The organism is Paraburkholderia monticola (genome assembly GCF_001580545.1).
Classification (GTDB): Bacteria; Pseudomonadota; Gammaproteobacteria; order Burkholderiales; family Burkholderiaceae; genus Paraburkholderia; species Paraburkholderia monticola.
Window position 1 is genome coordinate 82,572 of sequence record NZ_LRBG01000035.1, and the last position, 19,571, is coordinate 102,142.

A 19,571-nucleotide genomic window follows, 5' to 3' on the forward strand; every position below is an offset into this window, starting at 1 on the left:
TTCGCCCGCTCGTTCATCGCCCCGCGCGTGGGCGCACGGCCCAGCGCGGGTTCATGCTCAGGCGGCCTCGCGGCCGGCAGGCACCGCACCCGCGGGCTGCACCTGCGCGAGATGGCGCAGCAGCTTCGTCACCATCAGCACGACGACGAACGCGAGAACGACGAAGAACAGCGCGAGCGGCGTGAGCACCTGCACCGACACGAAGCCGGCAAGGCCCATCATCGCCGACGACACCAGCAGCAGCGCGCAACCGAGAATCGCGCTCGTCAGACCCGCGATGTGCGGGAACAGCGAGTTGCCCTTCGCCATCAGCGTCGGATACATCGCGCCGGCGCAGAAACCCATCACGAGCACGGGCGTCGCGAGTGTCCACACGCGCAGGCCGACCGTCAGCGCGAGCAGCAGCATCGCGATCGACGCGGCCGCCATCAGCCGCGCGCCAATGCGCAGACGTTGCTCGGCGCTCGGCAGACCCGGACCGTGCAGGCGATTCGACAGCCCGCCGAGGAAGTACATCATGCCGATGCCGAGCGCGAGGTAGCCGAAGAAGGTCGGCGGCTTGTGCAGTGTGGTCTGGACCATGAACGGCCCGACGATGTTGAACACGAGCAGGATGCTGTAGCACAGGCCCTGCGCGAGAAAGCAGCTCTGGAACACGGGGCTCGCGAGCACTTTGCGGGCGTTGACGGCGAGGGTGCGCGGTTCGAGATGCACGGGCTTGGGCAAGGTCTCGCGATAACGCCACAGCAGCGCCCACATCACCAGCGAATAGATCAGCAGGAACACGAGGCACGCGCGCCAGCCGAAGGCCGTTTGCAGATGCGCGCCGATCACCGGCGCGATGATCGGCGCGAGCCCCCACGCGATCGACATGTACGTGAACGCATGCAGCAACGCCTGGCCCGCGAACGAATCGGTGATGATCGCCTTCGCGAGCAGGTTCGTGCTCGCGATGCCGAAGCCCTGCAGCGCGCGGGCGAGGATGAAGGTCTCCAGATTCGGCGCCGCGAGCGACAGCAGACAACCGATCGTGTAGATCGTCAGGCCGAACGCGAGCACGCGCTTGCGGCCGTATGCGTCGGCGATCGGGCCGAAGACCAGCTGCCCGAACGCGTACGCGGCCATGTAGCCGGTGACGCTCGTCTGGATCGCCTGTGGCGAGGTGCCGAAGTAGCGCGCCATCGCGGGCAGCGCGGGCACGTAGATGTCGATGGCGAGCTGCCCGGCGGACGCGAACAGGCAAACCAGGAACAGCAGGAAGCGCGGTGAGTTCGGGGCGGAGGCGGTGGAAGCGGGGTGGTCGGCGGTAGCGTGGGTCATGGGTGCATCGAAAGGGAATCCTGGCGGCGCGGGCATCGATGCGTTCGGATGTCGAACGGAAAAGACGGGGACGCGCCGGCATTATCGCCGCGTATTGTGCCCGTGGTCTGGCGGGGAGTGGGATTTTCCCTGGTGGGGGTGTGGAATGGTGTCGCCCGCGGAGGTGGTCCGCGGGTAGGCGAATGGGCGGATAGAGCCGAAGGTGTCGCTAACGCGCAGCAACCTCGCTTATTTCGCGCAGTCCTCGATCGCCTGCAGCAATGCGCCCTGATCCGCCGGATCCTGGAAGAACGCAACGAAACTCGCATGGGTGTCGTTTGCGATTCGACCGGAGCAGTCTTTGCCCTTCAGCGGGGGCTGAGACGCCGTCCAGATCATCGCCATGACGGCGAAGGCCAGCACGACGCCCGTGAACACGAGCCCGAGCAGTAACGACCTGGCGTCGTCCGAGATCGTGTCCAGCCGATGCGAAGCCTGCTGCGACTCGCAACGCCGTGTCGAAGATGAGTTCATGCCGATGGCCCCCGATAGTCCGCGTTGAAAAATCCTCCGCCACCATCTTCCATCCGCACGTAAGATTGGAAAAGTTGAGTTTGCTGACCACCTGATTCAGTTTTTCTGAGCGACGCCATTCCGATGAGAGAGATCAGTCTCGACCGCTTGCGCACCCTCGTTGTAGTCGCAGACCTCGGCTCCTTCGCCGAGGCCGCGCGCGTTCTGCATCTCGCCCCGCCCACTGTCAGTCTGCACATCGCGGATCTCGAGAGCCGTGTCGGCGCGCCGCTGCTGTCACGCAAACGCGGTCAGGTGCGAGCCTCGGCGATCGGCGAGACACTCGTGGCCTATGCGCGTCAGTTGTTGACCGGTGCCGAGCAGGCCCTGGAAGACGTACGGAGACAGGTCGAAGGGCTCGGTGGACGCGTTCGGCTCGGCGCTTCCACCGCGGCCATCGCGAATCTGTTGCCGCGGGCGTTGGAACGGCTGGCCACGGAGCATCCCGGAATCGATGTGCAAATCGCCGTGCTGACTTCGCAGGAAACGTTGACGCGGCTCGCGGAGGAATCGCTCGACGTGGGCATCGTGGCACTGCCGCAATCGCCGATACGTGGGCTAGCGATCGAAAAATGGCGCCGCGATCCTGTCGTTGCGTTCATGCCGGCAGGCTGGACGTGTCCGGCGCGCATCACGCCGCAATGGATCGCCGCGAAGCCGCTGATCCTCAGCGACGCCAGCACGCGGCTTTCCCGTTTGACGACGGAATGGTTCAGCGCGGCGGGGCAGCACCCTACGCCGCGCATCCAGCTCAACTATACGGAGGCGATCAAGAGCCTCGTGGCCGCGGGATACGGCGCCGCGCTGCTGCCGCAGGAAACGAGCGGCGCGGCGGCCGATGCGCGCATCGTCACGCGCGCGCTGCGCCCGGCGCTATGGCGGCAGTTGGGTCTGGCCTATCGCGCGGGCACGGTGGAGCGTCCGACGCAGCATGTGCTGGATGTATTGCGGAGTTTGCGATTGAACTAGCGCGAACAGGTGCTAGGTCGCTGCCGCTTTCCGTCTCTCCAACTCCTCGCCATAAAGCACGTTCTCTTCCGCCAACGCTTTTGCAACGGACGCCCTGCGCGTGAGCCGTTCGTAATACTGCTGAACGGAGGGCCACTGAGCAAGCTCGACGCCGGCATAGCGCGCCCAGGTCAGCACAGGAACCAGATAAGCATCCGCCACCGAAAACCGCTCCAGCAGGAACTCGCGATCGCGCAAGTGTTGCTCGAGCAGATCCAATCGCAGCGCTACCTTTTTGCGCGTATAGGCATGAACGTCGGCGGGCGCGAACGGATCGAGCAACGGCACGAACACGGCCTTATGCAACTCGGTGCTGATGAACCCTAGCCATTCCTGCAATTTCGCGCGTTCGGCCGTGCCGGGCTGCGGCGCGAGCGCGGCTGCCGGAAATGCGTCAGCGACATACGGCAGGATCGCGGTGTTTTCTCTCAGCAGCCAGCCGTCATCGGTACGCAGGACGGGTACCTGGCCCAGCGGATTGATCGGATAGAAATCGGAGCCGTCGCGCAGCCGCTTCGATTTCGTGTCGACTTCGATAAAACGTGCCTCGGCTCCGGCCTCGTAAAGCGAAATACGCGTGGCGAGCGAACAAGCGAGCGGCGAAAAATAAAGCTCCATGCTGTTACCTCCGGTCGTCGGTGTCAGTGTTTTTGTACTATAGTGAACAAAAATCGACGACGCCAGAGAATTTTATGCATACCAGTACAAAACCTGAAAAACGTCCACGCGGACGACCGCGCAACTACGATTCGCATCAGGCGATGAACGATGCGCGCGACGCGTTCTGGCATGGCGGCTATTCGGGCACCTCGCTCGATGCGTTGAGCGAGGCGACCGGCATGAACCGGCCGAGCCTGTATGGCGCCTTCGGCGACAAGCACGCGTTGTATCTCGACACGCTCGATCGCTACATCGCGCTTGGCCGTGACGAGATGCAAGCCGCGCTGCATGGCGATCGGCCACTCGCCGATGCGTTGCTCGCCGTGTACGAAGGTGCGCTGGCGCTTTACTTTCCGCGCGGCGAGGTGCCGCGCGGGTGTTTTCTGATCGGTACGGCGGCGGTGGAGTCGAGAGCGGATGAGGAAGTGCGCGGCAAGCTCGCACACGGCCTCGCCACGTTCGACGCCGAGTTCGAGCGTCGGCTCGAACGCGCGCAAGCACAAGGCGAACTCGATGCGGCCGCGAGTCCGGCGCTGCTCGCCAAAGTCGCATCGGCGATTCTGCACAGTCTGGCGCTGCGCTCGCGCGCGGGCGACTCGCGCGAGTCGCTGCTCGCGACGGCGCAGGCTGGTGTCGCAATGATCTGCGGGACGCCAGCCGAAACACCGGCGAAGACATCAGCCAAAAAGCGGCGCAAAAAGTCTCACGACTAAAGCGCCGCCACCCAGCGCCGCCTAGCGGTTGACGAACTGCTGGAGATGCGCCGGATAGCGCTCGCCCGTCACCTTGATCCGCTCGAGCGCCGCTTCGATATCGGCGAGATCGGCGTGCGTCAGCACGACGCTCGCGGCGTCGATATTCTCTTCGAGGCGCGGCAGCTTCGTCGTCCCGGGAATCGGTACGATCCACGGCTTCTGCGCGAGCAGCCACGCAAGCGCGATCTGCGCGCGGGTCGTGCCTTTGCCTTCCGCGATCCGGCCGAGCACGTCGACGAGCGCTGTATTGGCCTTGCGGTTTTCCTCCGAGAAGCGCGGCACGATATTGCGGAAATCGCTCTTGTCGAAGGTCGTGCGTTCGTCGATCGCGCCGGTCAGAAAGCCCTTGCCGAGCGGGCTGAACGGCACGAAGCCGATGCCGAGTTCTTCGAGCGTCGGCAGCACGCTCGTTTCGGGCTCGCGCCACCACAACGAATACTCGCTTTGCAGCGCCGCGACGGGCTGGACCGCGTGCGCGCGGCGGATCGACTCCACGCCCGCTTCGGACAAGCCGAAATGCCCGACCTTGCCCGCGGCGATCAGATCTTTCACCGCACCCGCGACGTCCTCGATCGGCACGTTCGGATCGACGCGATGCTGATAGAGCAGATCGATGTGGTCGGTTTTCAGGCGCTTGAGCGCGGCTTCCGTGACGGCGCGAATGTTTTCCGGGCGGCTGTCGAGCGGCTTTTTCGTGTCGCCGTCCCCAAAGCCGAACTTGGTCGCGATCACCACCTGATCGCGAAACGGCGCGACCGCCTCGCCGACCAGCTCCTCGTTCACGAACGGACCATAGGCTTCCGCGGTATCGAAGAACGTGACGCCGCGTTCGAAAGCCGAGCGAATCAGCTGGATGCCGGCCGATTTTTCCGTGGCGGGGCCGTAGCCGAAGCTCAGGCCCATGCAGCCGAGGCCGAGCGCGGATACTTCGAGGCCGCTTTTGCCGAGTTGACGTGTTTGCATACGATGCTCCAGTTGACGCGCCGTGCCCCGGCCGCTGCCGGGACCACGACGCTTGGGATGCGGGACGAGCCACGCAAGGCATGGCACTTGAAGCGAGTTTAGGTTGCTGTGCGCGACTCAACAATATCTCTATACTTGCATGGGGTATTGAATAAAATTCACAAATGCCGAATTCCCGACTGCCGCGCGCGGGCCTTGCCGAACTGACCGCCTTCATCACGATCGCCGAGCAGCACAGCTTCAGCGCGGCCGCGCGCGTGCTCGGGCTATCGCCGTCGGCGTTGAGTCACGCGATGCGCAACATGGAGTCGCGCCTCGACGTGCGGCTCTTCAATCGGACCACGCGCTCGGTCGCATTGACGGAAGCCGGTGAGCAGTTGCTACGGCGCGTGCGTCCTGCGCTCGCGGACCTCGACGACGCGGTCGGCGAAGTCACGGCCGCGCGCAACCGGCCGTCGGGCACGATCCGCATCAGCGCGTCGGAGGCATCCGCGAAACAGCTCGTGCGGCACGTGTTGGCGGATTTCTTCGCGCGCTATCCGGAGATTCACGTCGAGTTCGTCGTCGATTCGAGACTCGTCGACATCGTCGCCGAAGGGCTCGATGCGGGCATTCGCGTGCTCGAGGACGTGCCGCGCGACATGATCGCGGTCCGCTTCGGCCGCGACATGCGTCTCGTCGCGGTCGCGTCGCCCGAGTATCTGGCGCGTCATCCCGCACCGAAGGCCCCGCACGATCTCATGCAGCACCGTTGCATCCGCTTTCGCTTCGAAAGCGGCACGCTGTACCGCTGGGACCTCACGCATCGCGGCAAGAGCGCGAGTATCGACGTCGACGGGCCGATGACGCTCGGCAATCTGAACCTGATGGTCGAAGCGGCCTTGGCCGGCATCGGCATTGCCTGGGTGCCACTCGACCATGTGGCCGAACATATCGACAGCGCGAGGCTCGTGCAGCTGTTGCCGGAGTGGAGCCCGACGTTCGCGGGCTTGTGCCTTTACTACCCGGCCAACCGTCATCCACCCACGGCGCTGCGTCTGTTCGCCGATGCGGTGCGCGCGTGGGGCGAGCGGCAGTTGAGCGACGAGCGAGGCAAAGACGCTCGAAACAAACTGAAACACGCGCCTTAAGCGCTTTACGGAATAAAACGGCACACTTGGGCGTTAGCCTGATACCGGTAGCGCCGATTTTCAAACAGCTTTCGCAGCAATCATCGCCTTCGCGAACGGAATACCCATGAACACCCGAGCGGACTCCCTGACCGATTCGAAAGATGCAATTCGCCCACCGCGCTACACCCGCACCGCAATCACGCTGCACTGGTTGATTGCGTTGCTGATGATCGTCAACGTCGCGCTCGGTCTATCCGCTGATTCGCTGCCCGACGACTGGGTACGTCCGGTGATCGACACGCACAAGTCGATCGGCATCACGGTGCTCGGGCTCGCGCTGCTGCGCATTCTGTGGCGCGTGTCGCACAAGCCGCCGCCATTGCCGCGCGAGTTTCCGTCGTGGGAAAAGATTGCCGCTCACCTCGCGCACTTCGCGCTGTATTTACTGATGATCGCGTTGCCGCTCTCCGGCTGGCTGCATGATTCCGCATGGAAAGACGCGGCCACGCATCCGATGCAGTGGTTCGGCCTGTTCCAGTGGCCGCGCATCGGCTATGTGATGCACCTCGATCCGACGCTGAAAGAGAGCTTGCACGATCGCTTCGGCGCGTTGCATACGTGGCTCGGCTATGCACTCTACGCATTGCTGGCGATGCATATCGGCGGCGCGCTCAAGCATGAATGGCTCGATCGCAAGTCGGTGCTCAAGCGCATGACGCCGTGAAGAAGACCCTCGAACAGGCATTCGCTCTCGCGTCGCCGCGCATCTTGCCGCGTCGCGGGACGCTATCGAGCACGTTGATCCATTCGAGCGTCGTCGTGCTGTGGGCGCTGCTGTTTGCGCGCGCATTCTTTTTGCGCGGCGCGTTCGCGTGGTCGACCGGGATTGCCTATATCGTCTACGACACGTTGCTGCTTGCATTCGTCACGTGGAAGTCGTTGCCGCTCAGGCGCCGTGCGCCGCCGCTCGAAGCCGACTATGAACGGCGCGAGCTGCCGGACATGGGCGTCATCGTCGCCTCGCATAACGAGGCGGCCGTGTTGCCGGTCACGCTTGCCGCGCTGCTGCGGCAAACGCACGGCCCGGCGCAGATCGTGATCGCCGACGACGGCTCCACCGACACGACCGCCGAGCTGCTCACGCAGCGCTTCGGCCTCACGCCCGCCGCAGAAGGCGTGCTGAGCGCGCCGAGCTCGTTGCATCCGAATCTGTTCTGGCTACGCGTCCCGCACGGCGGCAAGGCGCGCGCGTTGAACGCCGCGATCACGGTCATGACGACCGACACCGTGATGACCGTCGACGCCGACACCCTGCTCGACGACGACGCCACCTACGCGATGCGCGCCGCGTTCGCGAGCGACCCGCAACTCGTCGCGGCGGCGGGCATCCTCGTGCCGGTCTGCGGCAAATCGCTGTCGGGCCGCGTGTTCCAGTGGTTCCAGACTTACGAGTACATGCGCAACTTCATCGCGCGTTTCGCGTGGATGCGCGCGGACAGTCTGCTGCTGATCTCCGGCGCGTTCGCGTCGTTCCGGCGCGATGCGCTCGTCGCTGTCGGCGGCTTCGATCCGCAGTGTCTGGTCGAAGACTACGAGCTGATTCACCGGCTGCGCCGCTATTCGGTCGACCACAAGCTCGGCTGGGACGTCCGCGTGGTCGGCGCGGCGCATGCGCGCACCGATGCGCCCGACACGCTCGCGAGCTTCCTGCGCCAGCGCCGCCGCTGGTTCGCGGGCTTCCTGCAGACGCAGTACTGGAACCGCGACATGACCGGCAATCCGCGCTACGGCACGCTCGGCATGCTGATGCTGCCGGTCAAGGCGGTCGACACGATGCAGCCGATCTACGGCCTCACCGCGTTTGCGTTGCTGCTCGGTTTTCTGTTCGGCGGCCACGGTGCGATCGTCGTGTCGATTTTCGGCGTGATCGGCCTGAAAACGGCGATCGATCTGGCGTTCTACCTGTGGAGCATCCATCTGTACCGGCGTTGGACCGGCGAGCGGAGCGGCAACAGTCTCGGCATGGCGATGCTCGCGGCCGTCGCCGAACCATTCTCATTCCAGCTCGTGCGTCATCTGGGCGCGGCGCTCGGCTGGCTGTACTTTCTGCGCGGCGGCCGCGCATGGGGCGTGAAGCGGCGCTCGGGATTCGTCGCAGGCGATGAGGGCTGAGGGATCGGCACTGCAATCGGACTAAGCGGTGGGCCAACGAGCGGGTCGACGAGCGGGGCAAATCATTCCGTAATGTGCGCGTGGTAAAGACATCTCTACACGGTGATGCGCGCATGCCCGTGCAACGTGTGCCGCGCCACCGTACGCATGCCGCCGGCAGCACCAGGCGGTGGCCGCTTCAAGTAGACTGGTGAAGATGCCACCCGGTCATACCGGGCGGCAACCTTCTATCCGCTCGTGCACGGAGGCTTGATCTATGCATGCTGTTCCCCCGCTCGGACAAGAACAAGATATCGCCGACGCAACGCTTGCCACGGCGCCTCTCGAGGCGACGTCGCAGGATCCCGCTTCTCCCGCATCGCAAACCGGCTCGCACGCGCCGGATCATGCCACTCACGACGCGCCCGTGCGCGATCTGCGCCGCGTCGCCATTCATCCAGATCATTGGTATCCGCTCGCGTGGTCGCATGAAGTGAAGCGCGGCAAGACGCTCGGCGTCACCTTTGCCGGCGATCCGATCGTGCTCGCGCGCACCGAGAGCGGCAAGGTGTTCGCACTGGAAGATCGCTGCGCGCATCGGCAGGTGCCGTTGCACCAGGGCGTGGTCGACGGCGAATCGATTCGCTGTGGCTATCACGGCTGGACCTACGACTGCTCGGGCTCGTGCATCGATGTGCCGTACCTCGGCCGCGAGCGTCTACCGAACGGCGTGCGTTCATATCCTTGTCATGAAGTCGAGGGACTGATCTTCGTGTTTCCGGGCGACGCCGCGCTCGCGGCACAGCGGCCTCTGCCGGACTTTCGCTCAGTGTCGGACCCGAAGTACAAGACACGTCGCTTCGGCCGCCCGGTCCACTGCCATTATTCGTTCATGCACGAGAACCTGATGGACATGAATCACCAGTTCCTGCATCGCCGCCAGATGGGGCAGATGCGTGCGCGTTCGCTCGGGCGGCGGCGCGGCGAGGGCTGGGTCGAGGTCGACTACACGTTTGCGCGAATGGAGGGCCAGCAGCCGATAGGCGAGGCGATGGTGTTCGGCGAGCGGCGCAAGACCGGAGGGTTCAACCACAAAGACGTGATGACGATCCGCACCGAATACCCGTATCAGACCTTGCAAATCCGTAACGTCGAGCAGACGCTGGTCATGGACTTGTGGATCGTCTATGTGCCGCTCGATCGCGAGCAGCGCACCAACCGGACGTTCGGCCTGCTATCGATCCGCAAGCCCGGCATTCCGGGCGTGATGAATCTGGCGTGGCCGCTGCTCGTGTGGTTTACCGAGCGCATCTTCAAGGAGGATCGCGAGATCGTCGAGGCGGAACAGCGCGCGCACGACTCGCAGGGCGCCGACTGGAATCACGAGGTATTCCCGGTCATCAACGATTTGCGCGCGCTGCTGCGCGAATGCGGCGCACCGGATCAGGTGGTCGGCGCGGGGACCGGCGATACGGCGGTGATCCGCTTCCTCGATCCGCGTCACGGCAATCCGCGCGCGAAGACCTGAGCGCGGCGCGGGGGTTTCGACCGGCGCCGCGCAGTGCGCGCTACCCCGCGCTGGCGTTCCCCCTCGCCGGGAATTAGTCCATCTCCTCACGGTAGACAATGCGGCGCGCGCGAGCGGCGATAATAACGGCCGGTACTTTTATCGCACGCGAGTTTGAGCCAATCGACATTCGGCGCGTCCGCACCCGTGTACCATTGCGCTTTTTCCGAACTTCAAGACACGCTCGTGACCACGCAACAAACCCCCACCAACTCGCGTAAATCCCTCACTTTGCTGCAATTGCTTGGCCTCATCGGCGGCGCTGGCTTGCTCGCCTCGATCGCGCTGAATTTGCTGATCCAGGCGCGCTGAAGCACCGCCCGCCGCGCGCGGGCAGCCTTACGCCGGCGCGCGGCGCCGGCCTTCCCGAGAATCCGATAGCCATGTACAAGAAGGGCGTAGCCGTAGAGATCCAGTTTTCCCCCGAGCGACTCAACGACGGCGCCGGCGATCCGTACTGGATCGATCTGACCCACGACGAAGCGCAGCGTCTGCTCGTCAGCCTGCAGGCGCGGCTCGCGGGGACCGGCAGCGGCACGGTCGCGCCGCTCGTCGTGAGCCTCGATGCGACGGCGCGTACGGACGCGGCCGATGCCGGCGCGAGCGCGGCGGCGCCGGCCGCGATCAGCGCCGCGGCCGACGACTTCAAGCAATGGGTCTGCGTGATCTGCGGCTGGGTCTACGACGAAGCCGCCGGCTTGCCGGACGAGGGCATCGCGCCGGGCACGCGCTGGGCCGATGTGCCGGCCGACTGGCGCTGCCCGCTGTGCGATGTGGGCAAGGAAGATTTTGCGCTGGTGGAGTTCTGAGCGACGCGCCCGGACTCGCCGGGCAGCCCTGCTTTACGCGGTTCCTTCCGGAAAATCCGCTCCCTCGGTCGTCGCTCGCCAGGTGTCGAAATCGCCGCGCAGGAAATCGAGCTTCTTGTAGGCGAGATCGAGCGCGATCTTGCCGAGCAACAGACGTAGCGGCGGTGCGTCCGACAACGCCGCATCGATGATCGCCTGGGCAGCGCGCACCGGGTCGCCGGCCTGCTTGCCGCTGCGCGCTTCGGTCTGCTTGCGGCGCTCGCCGGCGGTCGACGCGTAATCGTCGATCAGCGTCGCCGACTGCTTGATCGACGGCCCCGCCCAGTTGGTGCGGAACGGCCCCGGCTCGACGATCAACACGTCGATGCCAAGCGGCTTCACCTCGAGCGCGAGCGACTCCGACAACCCCTCGACCGCGTACTTCGTCGCATGGTAGTAGCCGGTCGCCGCGAAACTCGTAATCCCGCCGATCGACGACACGTTGACGATCAAACCGCTGCGCTGCTCGCGCATGATCGGCAGCACGGCCTTCGTGATGTCGACGAGGCCGAACACATTGGTCTCGAACATCGCGCGGACTTCGCTGTCCTCACCTTCCTCGATCGCGGCCAGGTAGCCGTAGCCCGCGTTGTTCACGAGCGCGTCGATGCGGCCGAAATGGCGCTTCGCCTGCGCGACCACGGTGTCTATCTGCTCGCGATTCGTCACGTCGAGCGGTAGCGCCAGCGCGCGCTCGCCGTGCGCCTCGGCGATGTCCTTCACTTTCGATACATCGCGCGCGGTGACGACCGCGCGCCAGCCGCGTTCGAGCACGAGCTTCGCGAGCTCGCGGCCGAAGCCGGTGGAACAGCCTGTGATCAGCCAGACGGGATTGTCTCGATTCATCATTTGGAACACTCCTGTTGAAGGTCTATGACGTGAAGACTCGAAAACGGCGCTAAAAACAGCGCTCCGAAGCGGCGCGAACGCGCGGCGCGTCGGCAATCGGTATGCAGGTGATGTTAGCTAGCAGCGTGCCCGGCCTGAGTAGCGGATGGTTTGGACAGTGAAGAGGGATGCCGCCGAAATTGCTACGACTGCGATGACCGCCTGGGGCCGGTATGGCTTTTTAATTGTAATCGCAGCGCGGCGGCTTCGCTTTGCAGCGCGCCGACGAACGCGTCCGCGAGTGGATGCGCGGGCCGGTGGTCGGGACGGATCACGCTGACGCGAAACGGCAGCGACAACGCGAGCGGCCGGATATGCAGATTGCGGCCCGCGAAATCGACGGCGGTCAGCGGATTGACGATCGCGATGCCGAGCCCTTGCCGCACGAAGCTGCACACCGACACCGCGGTCGGCGTTTCGATCAGCAGTCGACGCGCGATGCCGGCCCCCGTGAACGCTTCGTCGATCTGGAGCCGGTAAGGATCGTTCGCGGACAGGCTGATGAATGGCTGATCGGCGAAGTCCTTCAACGCGATCACGCGTTTCGCGAGCAGCGGGTGGCCGTCCGGCAGCACGCACACTTCATCGACGGCGACGAGCGGCGTGAGCCGCGTGCCGGGCGGCGGCGCGTCGTGTTCGGTGAGGCCGAGGTCGTAGCGTTGCGCGGTCAGCCATTCTTCGAGAAACGGCGACTCCTGCGTCGCAATCGACACGCTGACGCCTGGCTGTGCGTCGTGAAAGCGTTTGACGGCGCCCGGCAGGATCGAATGCGAAAACACCGGCAGCGCGATGACGGACAACTGGCCGCCCTTGAATTCGCGCAGCGCGGCCGCCGTCGACGCGACCCGTTCGAGCCCGGCATACGCGCGCCGGATTTCATCGAACAGCGTCAGCGCGGCTTGCGTGGGACGCAGCCGGCCCTGCACCCGCTCGAACAACGCGAAGCCGATGCTTTGCTCCATGCGCGCGAGTTCGCGGCTCACGGTGGGCTGCGACGTGAACAGCATTTCGGCGGCCTTGGTGACGCTGCCGGCCGTCATCAGTGCGCGGAAGACTTCGATGTGCCGGTGCGTGAGCGCCATGATCTGGCCTATATCAGAAGTGAATAGATGGACGACAAATTGGTATTTTACTGAATGACAGCTCCAGCCCATCATGTCGACTATCGCTTTCGCCACGCTTCGACCTGCAGCCGATCATGACCCCATTCAGCCCCCATCAACTCGCCGACCTCGCGCGCCAGTACGGCACGCCGTTATGGGTCTATGACGCCGACGCGATCCGCCAGCGCATCGCGCAGTTGCGCAGTTTCGACACGATTCGCTACGCGCAGAAGGCTTGTTCGAACGTGCACATCCTGAAGCTGATGCGCGACGAAGGCGTGATGGTCGATGCGGTCTCCTTGGGCGAACTCGCACGCAGTTTCGCCGCGGGATTTGCGGCTCAGCCCGAGTCGAACGATGCGCCCGAAGGTGTCGTCTTTACCGCCGACGTGCTCGATCACGCGACGCTCGCCACCGTGCTCGACCAGCGGATCACGGTCAACGCCGGCTCGCTCCACATGCTCGAACGGCTCGGACGACATGCGCGCGAAGGCCATCGCGTGTGGCTGCGCATCAACCCGGGCTTCGGTCACGGCCACAGCAACAAGACCAACACCGGCGGCGAGCACAGCAAGCACGGCATCTGGCGCGACGACCTGCCGCGCGCGCTGGAACTGGTGCGGCGCTATCGGCTGAAGCTGGTCGGGCTGCACATGCATATCGGCTCCGGGGTCGACTACGCGCATCTCGCGAGCGTTTGCGATGCGATGGTCGATGCGGTTTCCGAACTCGATTGCGATATCGAAGCGATTTCGGCGGGGGGTGGTTTGTCGGTGCCGTATCGCGATGGCGAGCCGAGCGTCGACACCGGGCATTATTTCCAGCTGTGGGACGACGCGCGGCGGCGCATCGAGGCGTGCGTCGGACATCGTGTGCGGCTCGAAATCGAACCGGGGCGCTTTCTGGTCGCGCAGTCGGGCGTGCTCGTCGCCGAAGTGCACGCGCTGAGCCGGCGACCGTCGCGGCAATTCGCGCTGATCGACGCGGGCTTCAACGACCTCGTGCGGCCGTCGTTCTACGGCAGCTATCACGAGATCAGCGTGCTGCGGTCCGACGGCACGCCGAGCGCTGCGCCGCTCGGCTCGTTCAGCGTGGCGGGGCCGTTGTGCGAGGCCGGCGACGTATTCACGCAGACCGAAGGCGGCGTCGTCACGAGCCGATCGATGCCTGCGCCGCAAGTGGGCGACTGGATCGTGTTTCATGACGCCGGTGCGTATGGCGCGTCGATGTCATCGAACTACAACAGCCGGCCGCTCGCGCCCGAGGTGCTGATCGAGCATGGCAATGCGCGCCTGATCCGGCGCAGGCAGCGCATCGAAGAATTGCTCGCGCTCGAAGAAACAGCGGCTTGAGCGGCGCGCGGACGCTCAGCGCGCGCGCACCGTGCGCATATACGACGCGATCATCGTCGCGAACTCCTGCGCGGCCGGCGTCAGCGGAATCGCCGCGCGTTGCAGCAGACAGACGTTCTGCTGCAACGCGTGTTCGCGCACCGGAATCGTCGTCAGCACGTCCGCGAACGGCCCGCGCTTTGCGACGACCGACGCTTCGAGCGACAGGCAATCGGTCGCGCCGACCAGATGCAGCGTCTCATACAAGCCCTCGACCGTCGCGACGATCTTCGGCGGCGGCAAGCCGTGGCTCTCGAACAGATGGCTCAAGCGGTTGGCGTGCGGCTCCTCGGTCAGATTCGGCGAGCGCGTCGTCACCCACGTGCAATCGACGAGTTCCGCCAGCGATTTCGCACGCGCCTTCGGATGACCGCGTCGGCACACGATCACCGGGTCGGACGGATAGAGCGGCGTGACGGACAGATCGGCGGTATCGGTCCGCTTCGACACGAGCGCGACCGCGAAATCGAGCGTGCCTTCGCGGATCCACGAAATCATCATGCGCGAGGTGCCCGTGCGCAGATGCACTGCGACGCGCTCGAAACGCGCGCGAAACTCCATCAGCACGGGCGCGAACGCGTCAATGAGCGGCTCGGTCGTCATGCCGAACGTGACCTCGCCGACGTAGTCGCCGCGCAACTGCCGCACCTCCTCTTCGGCACGCTCGCATTCGCCGAGGATCGCGCCGGCCCGCTGTAGCAGCCGCTGGCCCAGCGCGGTCAGCGCGATGCCGCGATTCGTGCGCGTGAACAGCGTCGCGCCGAGCATCGCTTCGAGGTTCTGCAACTGCTGCGTGATGCCGCTCTGCGCGATGCCGAGCGCGCGCGAGGCCGCGCGAATGCTGCCGTGCTCGGCGACCGCCGTGAACGCGCGCAGCTGGGAAATCGTCAACGCCATGATCGCGGAGCCCGGTGATCGGTAAAAGTGATCATGATAGTCCGAAAGGGACTTCTTTGAGGCGCCACGGCCGCTTACGATGACACTGTCCTCATCCGTTCACCGTCCGCCTTCCATGAAAACTCCGCTGATGATTCTCTGCGCCGCGCTGGCTTTCAGCAGCGGCGCGTTCGCCGCTGACGCCTCCACGCTGCGCCTCGGCATCGACCCGACCTATCCGCCGATGGACTCGAAGGCGCCCGACGGCAGTCTCAAGGGCTTCGACGTCGATCTCGGCAACGAGATTTGCCGGCGCATCCACGCGCATTGCCAATGGGTCGAACTCGAGTTTTCGGGCATGATTCCGGCGCTGCAGGCGCGCAAGATCGACGCGATTCTGTCTTCGATGGCGATCACCGAGAAGCGCGAGCAGCAGATTCTGTTTTCGTCGAAGCTGTTCCAGTTCAAATCGCGGCTGATCGCGCGGCAAGGCTCGCCGCTCGCGCCGACTGCCGCCGGATTGGCCGGCAAGCAGATCGGGGTGCAGTCGGGTACGCAGTTCGAGAGCTACGCGCTGAAGAACTGGACGCCGCTCGGCGCGAACGTGGTCGCCTACAAGAGCCAGGACGAAGTGTTCGCCGATCTGCAGAACGGGCGGCTCGACGGCGCCTTGCTCGGCACGGTCGAGGCGGATTACGGCTTCCTGCGCACGCCGGCGGGCAAGGGCTTCGCGTTTGTCGGCGAGCCGCTGTCGATGGGCGATCGTGGTGTCGGCATCGGCTTGCGCAAGGACGAGACAGAAGTGCAGGCATCGATCAACGCGGCGATCGCGTCGATGCGCAAGGACGGCACGTATGCGCAGATCGCGAAGAAGTACTTCGACTTCGATCCGTACGGCAATTGATCCCGATTCCCAACGTTATCTTTACGGCTTTCCATTCATGAACAGGCAATCGATTCCGCTTCTGTCGCCGGCTATCGGCACGCACCGCGAACTGGTGTCGTTTCATTTCGGCCCGGCCAATAGCGGGCAGAAGATCTATATCCAGGCGTCGCTGCACGCCGACGAAACGCCCGCGATGCTGACCACCGTGCTGCTGAAGCGGCGTCTGCTGGAGCTCGAACAGGCGGGTGCGCTGAATGCGGAAATCGTGCTCGTGCCGGTGTCGAATCCGGTCGGGCTCGGTCAGTACGTGCTCGGTCAGTTCATTGGCCGCTTCGATCTCGGCAGCGGCAAGAACTTCAACCGGCATTTCGTGCAGTTTTCGAAGCTCGTCGCCAATGCGCAAGAGGCGCTCGGCGCCGATGCGAACGAGAACCGCCGTATCGTGCGTGCGCTGCTCGCGGCCGAACTCGCTCAGCAGAAGCCGTTGACCGAATTCGAATCGCTGCAATTGGCGTTGCTGAAGTTGTCGTGCGACGCGGATGTCGTGATCGATCTGCATTGCTCGCTCGAAGCGGCGATGCATGTGTACACGAGCGAGGCCGCGTGGGCCGAGTTCGAGCCGCTGTCGCGCTACCTCGGCGCAGAGGCGTCGTTGCTCGCGACGGATTCGGGCGGCGGCGCGTTCGACGAAACGCACAGCCTGCTGTGGTGGACCTTGCAGCAGCAGATGCCTGCGAGCAAGCCGGTGCCGACCGGTTCGATTGCGGTGACGGTGGAATGCCGGGGTCAGCGCGACGTGTCGTACGAAGTCGCGCAGCAGGACGCCGACGCGCTCGTCGATTACCTCGTGTGGCGCGGCACGATTCGCGGCGAGGCGAAGCCGTTGCCGCCGCTGCTCTCGCCGGCGACGCCGCTCGCGGGCAGCGAGCAGTTCTACGCGCCCGTGAGCGGGATTCTCGTGCACCGGGCGAAGATCGGCGACACGATTCGCGTCGGCCAGCCGCTGTTCGACATCGTCGATCCGCTGACCGACGAGACGACCACGATCGCGAGTCAGACTGAAGGGGTGCTGTATATGCGGCGCGCGATCCGGTTCGTGACGGCCGGCGCGCCGCTTGGGCGTGTGACGGGGACGCGGCCGGTTAGAACGGGGGTGTTGCTGGGGGCTTGATTGGGTGGGCGGCGGATGCGTCGGGCCACTTTCTTCGGGTATTACGGCCACGGGGCGTTTGCGAGGCGGCTGGTTGCTAACGGGCACTCACTTGAAACCGGCCAGACTCTCTTTGGTCACGTACACTCAGATCGTGTTGCCCGGTACTTAGCCTCACCAAACGCATAGCTTGCGGGGATTTCATCCTTGTTTTTCCGATTGCCTTACATTAAAGTAAGGAGAATCGGAGGTGCCACCATGACAGCAGCAACCATCACTTCGAAGGGCCAGGTCACGATCCCCGTGGATGTGCGCAATCAACTCGGCCTACAGTCGGGAGACCGGATCGAATTCAGCTTCAACGAGGGGACAGGCAGGTATGAAGTCTATCCGGCTACGCGCTCGCTCGCGTCGCTCAAGGGCATCGTGAAGAAGCCCGCTAGACCGGTGTCGGTCGAAGACATGAATCGGGCCATCGCGGAACAGGGAGCATCCGCGCGATGATCGGACTGGATACGAACGTCCTGGTCCGCTACTTCGCCCAGGACGACGCCGTGCAGTCAAAGAAGGCGACTGCGTTGATGGAGTCCCTGTCGGCCGAACGGCCGGGGTACGTTTCGCAGGTCGCACTGGTCGAGATCGTGTGGGTACTAGGGCGCTGCTACGGCGTCGAGCGCGAGCAGATTAACGACATCATCGACTCGATGATTGGCACCAAGGAGCTGGTCGTTGAAGGTGCTGACACAGTGCGAAAGGCACTTCGCGTCTTCGTGGCATCCACGAAGGCGGATTTCGCAGACTGCCTGATCGAGCGTTCGGGGCATGTAGCCGAGTGTGAGTACACGGCTACTTTTGACGTGACGGCATCGAAGGTCGCAGGGATGCGGTTGATTAAGTAGTCCCGGCACACGCCAACAAACTGGAAACGGGTAACCACCATCCCATTGTCTTCCTGGTGGTGGCCATCCGTGGCCATTTAAGCCAAGCCAATGCGGCCTTAAACGAGTGAGAGGCCGATCGTGTTCGCCCGAAGGCGTTGCTTGACGAGGCCAAGTAAAGACGGCAAAACACAGAAGGGCAAGGGCGTGGCAAGAATTCACGCCCGAGGCGGCCAACCGTTACCCCTTTCCCCCTACCAGATACGTAACATCCTGCGGCCCGTACTGCTCGGCATGCGCTTCATTCGCCGGCGGATGAAACACATCGCCGGCCCGATACAGCCGTTCCTCGTCGCCGACACGAATCCGTATCTCGCCTTCGACGATCAGCGCCTTCGCCTTTCTGCCGTCAATATCCTTACCGGGAGCAATCTTGTGCGGCACTTTTCCATCGTGCACAGCCTGACGACGGAAAACCGTAAGCACGCAAACATGTACAGATAAACGTACATGTCTGGAGGTCTGTGCTAAACTGTGCGTGTTGTTGTACAAGTAAGCTATTCAGGAGGCTCTATGCGCACAGTTCCGTTCACTGACGCCCGCGCCAATCTCAAGCGCGTCATCGACCAGGTGGTGGATGACGTGGACGTTACGCTGATCACCCGGCGTGACGCACCCAATGCGGTTGTCATGTCCCAGGAGCATTACGAGAGTTTGATGGAAACGGTTCACTTGCTTCGCTCCCCTGCTAACGTTGCGCATCTGGAGCGGTCCATCACGCAACTGCGGGGAGGCAAGGTCAAGGCCCGGAAACTGGTTGAAGACAGCGAATGAGCGTTCTGAACGTGATGTGGACTGCCGCGGCATGGGAGGACTACGTTTACTGGCAGGGGCAAGACAAGAAGTCGCTGAAACGGATCAACCAGCTCATCAAGGATATGCAGCGCACGCCGTTCGAGGGTATCGGTAAGCCCGAGCCGCTGAAGGCAAACCTGACGGGCTTCTGGTCGCGTCGTATTGATGACACCCATCGCCTCGTGTACGAAATTGGCGATACGCAGATCAATATCGTGTCGTGCCGTTACCACTACTGAGACGACGGAAGGCGGCCGACCGTTACCCCTTTCTCCCGACCAGATACGTCACGCCCCGCGGCCCGTACTGCTCGGCATGCGCTTCGTGCGCCGGCAGATGAAACACATCCCCGATCCGATACAGGCGCTCCTCATCTCCGACACGAATCCGTATCTCGCCTTCGACGATCAGCGCCTTCGCCTCGAACGGATGCGTGTGGACCTCCATCGCGACGTTTGCCTCGCGCGTCACGAGCACGGCGTCGGGAAAGCCTTCTTTCGTCAGCATGTCGGTAAAAGCTTCGCGATTCATGGCGTTGGCCTCATACGAAGATAGGGTAGATCGACTGTAGCGCGATCTGCCGGCTTTCGCAGCGTAAGCTTCGATGA

Annotated in this window: 24 protein-coding genes; 15 read left to right on the forward strand and 9 right to left on the reverse strand. The window is 64.1% G+C overall.

Annotated features, from left to right (window positions below):
- Positions 1-57 precede the first annotated feature (57 nt).
- Both CI15_RS21195 and CI15_RS37155 read right to left on the reverse strand, forming a co-directional pair.
- The gene (locus CI15_RS21195; RefSeq protein WP_062130589.1) at positions 58-1,320 is read right to left on the reverse strand and encodes a multidrug effflux MFS transporter; all 1,263 of its coding nucleotides are present in this window, start codon (positions 1,318-1,320) and stop codon (positions 58-60) included.
- 228 nt (positions 1,321-1,548) lie between these two features.
- Positions 1,549-1,833, reverse strand: coding sequence for a hypothetical protein (locus CI15_RS37155; protein WP_062130591.1), 285 nt, complete (start codon positions 1,831-1,833; stop codon positions 1,549-1,551).
- Between the two features lie 123 nt (positions 1,834-1,956).
- Between CI15_RS37155 and CI15_RS21205 the strand changes: the two genes are divergently transcribed.
- Positions 1,957-2,841 carry a LysR family transcriptional regulator gene (locus tag CI15_RS21205; protein ID WP_062130593.1) on the forward strand — a complete coding sequence of 295 codons (885 nt, stop codon included), beginning with the start codon at positions 1,957-1,959 and terminating at the stop codon, positions 2,839-2,841.
- Between the two features lie 12 nt (positions 2,842-2,853).
- Here the strand turns inward: CI15_RS21205 and CI15_RS21210 are convergent, their stop codons facing one another.
- A complete protein-coding gene (locus CI15_RS21210) occupies positions 2,854-3,498 on the reverse strand; it encodes a glutathione S-transferase C-terminal domain-containing protein (RefSeq protein ID WP_062130596.1) in 645 nt (214 codons plus the stop codon).
- A gap of 143 nt (positions 3,499-3,641) precedes the next feature.
- On the opposite strand from CI15_RS21210, the gene CI15_RS21215 reads away from it, so the two are divergent.
- Complete coding sequence (locus CI15_RS21215; RefSeq protein WP_241495887.1) at positions 3,642-4,253, forward strand: TetR/AcrR family transcriptional regulator; 612 nt, start codon at positions 3,642-3,644, stop codon at positions 4,251-4,253.
- Between the two features lie 21 nt (positions 4,254-4,274).
- On the opposite strand, the gene CI15_RS21220 is transcribed toward CI15_RS21215, so the two are convergent.
- A complete protein-coding gene (locus tag CI15_RS21220) occupies positions 4,275-5,258 on the reverse strand; it encodes an aldo/keto reductase (protein ID WP_062130598.1) in 984 nt (327 codons plus the stop codon).
- Positions 5,259-5,437: 179 nt separating this feature from the next.
- On the opposite strand from CI15_RS21220, the gene CI15_RS21225 reads away from it, so the two are divergent.
- The 6 genes from CI15_RS21225 (at position 5,438) to CI15_RS35590 (ending at position 10,897) form a co-directional block, all read left to right on the forward strand.
- Entirely contained in the window at positions 5,438-6,388 is a 951-nt protein-coding gene (locus CI15_RS21225) for a LysR family transcriptional regulator (RefSeq protein ID WP_062131620.1), read from the forward strand.
- A gap of 106 nt (positions 6,389-6,494) precedes the next feature.
- Entirely contained in the window at positions 6,495-7,094 is a 600-nt protein-coding gene (locus CI15_RS21230) for a cytochrome b (protein ID WP_062130599.1), read from the forward strand.
- Complete coding sequence (locus tag CI15_RS21235) at positions 7,091-8,542, forward strand: glycosyltransferase family 2 protein (protein ID WP_062130600.1); 1,452 nt, start codon at positions 7,091-7,093, stop codon at positions 8,540-8,542. The genes CI15_RS21230 and CI15_RS21235 overlap by 4 nt, the downstream gene beginning before the upstream one ends.
- 256 nt (positions 8,543-8,798) lie before the next feature.
- On the forward strand, positions 8,799-10,049 hold the full coding sequence (locus CI15_RS21240; RefSeq protein ID WP_062130601.1) for an aromatic ring-hydroxylating oxygenase subunit alpha: 1,251 nt from the start codon (positions 8,799-8,801) through the stop codon (positions 10,047-10,049).
- Positions 10,050-10,274: 225 nt separating this feature from the next.
- Entirely contained in the window at positions 10,275-10,400 is a 126-nt protein-coding gene (locus CI15_RS38065) for a hypothetical protein (protein ID WP_277621044.1), read from the forward strand.
- Between the two features lie 71 nt (positions 10,401-10,471).
- Entirely contained in the window at positions 10,472-10,897 is a 426-nt protein-coding gene (locus tag CI15_RS35590) for a rubredoxin (protein ID WP_075643751.1), read from the forward strand.
- 33 nt (positions 10,898-10,930) lie between these two features.
- On the opposite strand, the gene CI15_RS21255 is transcribed toward CI15_RS35590, so the two are convergent.
- Together CI15_RS21255 and CI15_RS21260 are read right to left on the reverse strand one after the other, a co-directional pair.
- Positions 10,931-11,785, reverse strand: a complete 855-nt coding sequence (locus tag CI15_RS21255) for an oxidoreductase (RefSeq protein WP_062130604.1) — start codon at positions 11,783-11,785, stop codon at positions 10,931-10,933.
- Between the two features lie 182 nt (positions 11,786-11,967).
- Complete coding sequence (locus CI15_RS21260; RefSeq protein WP_062130606.1) at positions 11,968-12,906, reverse strand: LysR family transcriptional regulator; 939 nt, start codon at positions 12,904-12,906, stop codon at positions 11,968-11,970.
- A gap of 116 nt (positions 12,907-13,022) precedes the next feature.
- On the opposite strand from CI15_RS21260, the gene lysA reads away from it, so the two are divergent.
- Positions 13,023-14,279: a diaminopimelate decarboxylase gene (gene lysA / locus CI15_RS21265; RefSeq protein WP_062130608.1), complete on the forward strand. Its 1,257-nt coding sequence runs from the start codon at positions 13,023-13,025 to the stop codon at positions 14,277-14,279.
- Between the two features lie 15 nt (positions 14,280-14,294).
- Here the strand turns inward: lysA and CI15_RS21270 are convergent, their stop codons facing one another.
- Positions 14,295-15,215, reverse strand: coding sequence for a LysR family transcriptional regulator (locus CI15_RS21270; protein ID WP_062130610.1), 921 nt, complete (start codon positions 15,213-15,215; stop codon positions 14,295-14,297).
- A 115-nt stretch (positions 15,216-15,330) separates the two neighbouring features.
- Here CI15_RS21270 and CI15_RS21275 point away from each other — a divergent pair, with 115 nt between their 5' ends.
- From CI15_RS21275 to CI15_RS21290, 4 genes are all read left to right on the forward strand, one after another.
- On the forward strand, positions 15,331-16,098 hold the full coding sequence (locus CI15_RS21275) for a transporter substrate-binding domain-containing protein (protein WP_062130612.1): 768 nt from the start codon (positions 15,331-15,333) through the stop codon (positions 16,096-16,098).
- Positions 16,099-16,135: 37 nt separating this feature from the next.
- A complete protein-coding gene (locus CI15_RS21280; RefSeq protein WP_062130614.1) occupies positions 16,136-17,251 on the forward strand; it encodes a succinylglutamate desuccinylase/aspartoacylase family protein in 1,116 nt (371 codons plus the stop codon).
- Between the two features lie 237 nt (positions 17,252-17,488).
- Positions 17,489-17,734 carry an AbrB/MazE/SpoVT family DNA-binding domain-containing protein gene (locus CI15_RS21285; protein WP_062130617.1) on the forward strand — a complete coding sequence of 82 codons (246 nt, stop codon included), beginning with the start codon at positions 17,489-17,491 and terminating at the stop codon, positions 17,732-17,734.
- Entirely contained in the window at positions 17,731-18,129 is a 399-nt protein-coding gene (locus CI15_RS21290) for a PIN domain-containing protein (RefSeq protein WP_062130619.1), read from the forward strand. The genes CI15_RS21285 and CI15_RS21290 overlap by 4 nt, the downstream gene beginning before the upstream one ends.
- A 219-nt stretch (positions 18,130-18,348) precedes the next feature.
- Here CI15_RS21290 and CI15_RS21295 read toward each other — a convergent pair whose 3' ends face one another.
- Positions 18,349-18,552, reverse strand: a complete 204-nt coding sequence (locus tag CI15_RS21295) for a cupin domain-containing protein (protein WP_153041169.1) — start codon at positions 18,550-18,552, stop codon at positions 18,349-18,351.
- Positions 18,553-18,681: 129 nt separating this feature from the next.
- Here CI15_RS21295 and CI15_RS21300 point away from each other — a divergent pair, with 129 nt between their 5' ends.
- Together CI15_RS21300 and CI15_RS21305 are read left to right on the forward strand one after the other, a co-directional pair.
- A complete protein-coding gene (locus CI15_RS21300) occupies positions 18,682-18,942 on the forward strand; it encodes a type II toxin-antitoxin system Phd/YefM family antitoxin (RefSeq protein WP_062130623.1) in 261 nt (86 codons plus the stop codon).
- Complete coding sequence (locus tag CI15_RS21305; RefSeq protein ID WP_062130626.1) at positions 18,939-19,202, forward strand: Txe/YoeB family addiction module toxin; 264 nt, start codon at positions 18,939-18,941, stop codon at positions 19,200-19,202. Before CI15_RS21300 ends, CI15_RS21305 begins: the two co-directional genes overlap by 4 nt.
- A gap of 22 nt (positions 19,203-19,224) precedes the next feature.
- Here the strand turns inward: CI15_RS21305 and CI15_RS21310 are convergent, their stop codons facing one another.
- Positions 19,225-19,494: a cupin domain-containing protein gene (locus tag CI15_RS21310; protein WP_062130628.1), complete on the reverse strand. Its 270-nt coding sequence runs from the start codon at positions 19,492-19,494 to the stop codon at positions 19,225-19,227.
- Positions 19,495-19,571 lie beyond the last annotated feature (77 nt).

Bases quoted from the DNA above. Each gene is read 5' to 3' on its own strand.
- CI15_RS21275 (WP_062130612.1), top strand. From the start codon at position 15,331: ATGAAAACTCCGCTGATGATTCTCTGCGCCGCGCTGGCTTTCAGCAGC.
- CI15_RS21210 (WP_062130596.1), bottom strand. From the start codon at position 3,498: ATGGAGCTTTATTTTTCGCCGCTCGCTTGTTCGCTCGCCACGCGTATT.
- CI15_RS21215 (WP_241495887.1), top strand. From the start codon at position 3,642: ATGAACGATGCGCGCGACGCGTTCTGGCATGGCGGCTATTCGGGCACC.
- CI15_RS21195 (WP_062130589.1), bottom strand. From the start codon at position 1,320: ATGACCCACGCTACCGCCGACCACCCCGCTTCCACCGCCTCCGCCCCG.
- CI15_RS35590 (WP_075643751.1), top strand. From the start codon at position 10,472: ATGTACAAGAAGGGCGTAGCCGTAGAGATCCAGTTTTCCCCCGAGCGA.
- CI15_RS21240 (WP_062130601.1), top strand. From the start codon at position 8,799: ATGCATGCTGTTCCCCCGCTCGGACAAGAACAAGATATCGCCGACGCA.
- CI15_RS21255 (WP_062130604.1), bottom strand. From the start codon at position 11,785: ATGATGAATCGAGACAATCCCGTCTGGCTGATCACAGGCTGTTCCACC.
- CI15_RS21230 (WP_062130599.1), top strand. From the start codon at position 6,495: ATGAACACCCGAGCGGACTCCCTGACCGATTCGAAAGATGCAATTCGC.
- CI15_RS21260 (WP_062130606.1), bottom strand. From the start codon at position 12,906: ATGGCGCTCACGCACCGGCACATCGAAGTCTTCCGCGCACTGATGACG.
- CI15_RS21205 (WP_062130593.1), top strand. From the start codon at position 1,957: ATGAGAGAGATCAGTCTCGACCGCTTGCGCACCCTCGTTGTAGTCGCA.
- CI15_RS21285 (WP_062130617.1), top strand. From the start codon at position 17,489: ATGACAGCAGCAACCATCACTTCGAAGGGCCAGGTCACGATCCCCGTG.
- CI15_RS37155 (WP_062130591.1), bottom strand. From the start codon at position 1,833: ATGAACTCATCTTCGACACGGCGTTGCGAGTCGCAGCAGGCTTCGCAT.
- CI15_RS21280 (WP_062130614.1), top strand. From the start codon at position 16,136: ATGAACAGGCAATCGATTCCGCTTCTGTCGCCGGCTATCGGCACGCAC.
- CI15_RS21310 (WP_062130628.1), bottom strand. From the start codon at position 19,494: ATGAATCGCGAAGCTTTTACCGACATGCTGACGAAAGAAGGCTTTCCC.
- CI15_RS21290 (WP_062130619.1), top strand. From the start codon at position 17,731: ATGATCGGACTGGATACGAACGTCCTGGTCCGCTACTTCGCCCAGGAC.
- CI15_RS21300 (WP_062130623.1), top strand. From the start codon at position 18,682: ATGCGCACAGTTCCGTTCACTGACGCCCGCGCCAATCTCAAGCGCGTC.
- lysA (WP_062130608.1), top strand. From the start codon at position 13,023: ATGACCCCATTCAGCCCCCATCAACTCGCCGACCTCGCGCGCCAGTAC.
- CI15_RS21270 (WP_062130610.1), bottom strand. From the start codon at position 15,215: ATGGCGTTGACGATTTCCCAGCTGCGCGCGTTCACGGCGGTCGCCGAG.
- CI15_RS21305 (WP_062130626.1), top strand. From the start codon at position 18,939: ATGAGCGTTCTGAACGTGATGTGGACTGCCGCGGCATGGGAGGACTAC.
- CI15_RS21220 (WP_062130598.1), bottom strand. From the start codon at position 5,258: ATGCAAACACGTCAACTCGGCAAAAGCGGCCTCGAAGTATCCGCGCTC.